The organism is Vibrio sp. V19_P1S1T109 (assembly GCF_002241375.1).
Lineage (GTDB): Bacteria > Pseudomonadota > Gammaproteobacteria > Enterobacterales > Vibrionaceae > Vibrio > Vibrio anguillarum.
Genome location: NZ_NDIM01000363.1, coordinates 1 through 3034 on the forward strand (window position 1 = coordinate 1; position 3034 = coordinate 3034).

General features: G+C 44.9%; 4 protein-coding genes. 1 reads left to right on the forward strand and 3 read right to left on the reverse strand.

Translation table 11 applies throughout. From position 1 onward, the window contains the following. The first annotated feature begins 96 nt into the window (after positions 1–96). Complete coding sequence (locus B9J87_RS16870) at positions 97–1335, forward strand: ISL3 family transposase (RefSeq protein WP_431357899.1); 1239 nt, start codon at positions 97–99, stop codon at positions 1333–1335. Between the two features lie 180 nt (positions 1336–1515). Here B9J87_RS16870 and B9J87_RS16875 read toward each other — a convergent pair whose 3' ends face one another. Genes B9J87_RS16875 through B9J87_RS16885 form a run of 3 tightly spaced genes read right to left on the reverse strand, consistent with a single transcriptional unit; the run spans position 1516 to position 2924 of the window. After that, positions 1516–1743 carry a hypothetical protein gene (locus B9J87_RS16875; RefSeq protein WP_094129694.1) on the reverse strand — a complete coding sequence of 76 codons (228 nt, stop codon included), beginning with the start codon at positions 1741–1743 and terminating at the stop codon, positions 1516–1518. Between the two features lie 47 nt (positions 1744–1790). After that, a complete protein-coding gene (locus tag B9J87_RS16880) occupies positions 1791–2159 on the reverse strand; it encodes a hypothetical protein (RefSeq protein ID WP_094151846.1) in 369 nt (122 codons plus the stop codon). 30 nt (positions 2160–2189) lie between these two features. Then, positions 2190–2924 carry a WYL domain-containing protein gene (locus B9J87_RS16885; protein ID WP_094151848.1) on the reverse strand — a complete coding sequence of 245 codons (735 nt, stop codon included), beginning with the start codon at positions 2922–2924 and terminating at the stop codon, positions 2190–2192. Positions 2925–3034: the final 110 nt, after the last annotated feature.

Genomic DNA, 3034 nt, shown 5'->3' on the forward strand with positions numbered 1-3034 from the left:
GGCTCTTCTCCGCTTACATGAGTCAGAAAACAAAACGCATTTATCATAACACTCTGATTTATAATGCTTATTTTTATTATAAGTCAGTAGTGTATTTTGTCGTCTTTGTCTTCCTCGTTGTTTTGCTTTAAAGGCCAGTGTGTAGAATCTTGTTCAATAGAAGAGGTGTCTCAATCAGTATTCGTTCGCTGTCGTCGAGACCGAAGATATAAGGTCAAAGATCCAATCACAGGCACACCCTGCACCGTAGACCATTATGTTAAAAGACGACTTCAGGACCTGCCTGTTAGCGGTCGACCATGCACGATAGAAGTTGAACTGGCTAAAACCAGAGATAAAGAAGGAAGACGATTGATTGAAGCGACTGACTATGTAGCTAAAGGAGGTCGCTATACCGCTCGCTTTTGCAAGTTCATCAGCGGCTTGTGCCGCCACATGAGCATACATGCAGTTTCTCAGCATTTAGGCATTCGCTGGGAGACGGTAAAGAACATCGATAGAGAATACTTGCGCTCAAGCCTACCAGCATTAGAGCCTGAGAAACTGAATAACCTGATCCATATTGGCGTCGATGAAGTAGCCAGAGCTAAAAGACACGATTATATGACAGTCGTTTACGACCTGGTTTCTGGTCATTTAATTTGGGTAGAACATGGTCGAAAAACAGAAGTCCTTGTCTCATTTTTCGAGCAGTTATCAGAGCAAACAAAAGCTGGCATTAAAGCAGTATCAATGGATATGGGGCAAGCTTACCAATCAGCAGTAAGGAAAATGCTACCCCATGCAGACATTGTTTTTGACCGATTCCATGTGATGCAAAATTACTGCATTTTAATCAGAAAAGAGAGGGCAAAAGCTTTTAGAAAGGGTTCTCACGATGAGAAAAGAATGCTTAAAGGAACACTCTTTCTCCTACTGAAAAATGCTCAAAAGTTGGATGACAAGCAGTCTGATCGACTCGATGACTTGCTCGAGAGTAACAAGACGTTATGCGTTATTTATATGCTAAAAGAGCAGCTACAAACGATATGGGATGAATCCTGTTATGAAACCATGGTAGCGGCTCTTGAAGCATGGTGTCGCCTAGCGAAATCAACCCGAATACTGTCACTAAGCAACTTTGCCGACGCCATATTAGAAAGAAAAGTAGGCATCTGTAATTACGCAAAATACAAGCTGACCAACGCTCGGGTTGAAGCAGGTAATGTATCAATAGGATTACTTAGACGAAGAGCCAGAGGAGTGAGAGATACAGACTATTTTAAGTTGAAGATCAGACAAACATCGGTTCCTGATACCCACTCAACTTTTTACCCAAATATCAAGCTCACCTAAGCGGAGAAGAGCCCTTTAGATAATTGATGGTTCAGTAAATTAGCAGGAAGTATAAAACAGTTCCGTCCAAAAATGAGTTTAGAAGGCTAGTTTATTGATTGTGCCGCTTGTGCATTGAGACAAAAAAAGAATGGGGAGCGTGATTGCTCCCCATTGTCATTTTTACCACTGCTGGTGGCATTACTTTTCTTTGATGGCTTCACAGCCTTTAGGAACGGCGATGGTCGATACATCCTTCCCAGACTCTTTTGCCGCTTTCACATCCAATTTGTATTGAGTACATTTGCCTACATTGACGTTGACGGCTCCCGAATCCGCGGATGGGTTGCCGCCCAGCGTTCCACCAGCAAATGCGGAAGAGGTTGAGAAAACTAACGCTGTTGCAATAAGTAGAGATGACTTGTTCATAGTTGATCCTTACGAGTTGGTTGAGTGTGTTATTTGGGAATTGAAAGTTAGAAGGTGTAGACAAAGGTGCCAGCGCTGGAGGTGACTTCGATTTCTTTCACGCTGTCTACGGTGCAGTTGTTGCTGTATCCGGTGTAGGTTTGGCCGAACTTTAACGAAACGTTTCTTGATAGCTCTGAGGTAGTCCCCGCAGGTAATCGGCAGTTGCCACGGTTAATCACCACATTGCTAATTACGGTGCTGTCGGTGATGGCTTGCAGGTCAAAAGCCAATGTTCCCCAATACGAGTTAGTCGATATCGATACTTCAATATCAGCCGTTGCTGCTTGAGTCTCTTCTTGATCGCCACAAGCAGTGAGCCCGATAAACAGCACGCTCATAGCGGCGTATCGGAGTAGGGTGTTGATTAATGTCATAACGGTGCTCTCCTTATCGGTGAGTGAAATTCAGGACGCACGGATTCCATCGTGTTCACGCATGAACCGCTCAAGATTGAAATCAGTGGGGTAGATAAAAGAAAACGTCGATACACTGGCCTCATCAATCAAAGGCAAGGCAAGGGTGCGTATCGTGTGTTGACCGGATAATCGAAAGAGCAGCAAGAGCGCGTCACACTGAACCGAGAGTCCCAGTGGCTCAATGAGCGCCTTCTCTTGCTGCAATACTTGGCTAGATATCTTGAGCATACGGTTGTGCAGTAATGCCGTGTGTACCGCATTTAATACTTGCCGTTGCTCGTCACTCCACTCGCGAATAGTGGGCAATGCCACATGTACTTTGGCTAACCATGCTTGCTCTTTTGAATGCGCTGAACCCTTGTGGTAAAAGGGTTTGTCTCTCTCCGAGGAGCACCCTTGTCCATAATTCAGTGCATCAGGAACCAGCGGCAGTAAGTACTTGTTGGTCAGTTGCCAATAGAGCATTTCCTGCTTGTTGAGCTTCAGTAATTGCTCTGAGGTTTTTCGATAAACATGGGGCATGCTCATCGAATCACACTCCACATTAAACACTTCCACAATGACTTCATCGAGGTAGCGTTTAATGCTGCGCGTGGTGCGGTGGATATCGAGTAGGGCTAACTGCTGCTGCAACTCCCTAACGGTGATCCATCGATGTTGAGGAATAAGCATCAGCGTGTGCAGCAAAGCGGATAACCCTTCAATGCTGGTTTTATTGCTCATGACTACGCTCTCAATACATCAAAGCTCCACACCGGAGTCGGACATTTAATGTCGGGAGAATAGAGGTGGGTCAGACACATAATGTCCAACGGTGAAAACAGCATCAATCG

What these genes read in the sequence shown, in the direction of transcription:
- B9J87_RS16875 (WP_094129694.1), bottom strand. Translation starts at nt 1,743, where the DNA reads ATGAACAAGTCATCTCTACTTATTGCAACAGCGTTAGTTTTCTCAACC.
- B9J87_RS16880 (WP_094151846.1), bottom strand. Translation starts at nt 2,159, where the DNA reads ATGACATTAATCAACACCCTACTCCGATACGCCGCTATGAGCGTGCTG.
- B9J87_RS16885 (WP_094151848.1), bottom strand. Translation starts at nt 2,924, where the DNA reads ATGAGCAATAAAACCAGCATTGAAGGGTTATCCGCTTTGCTGCACACG.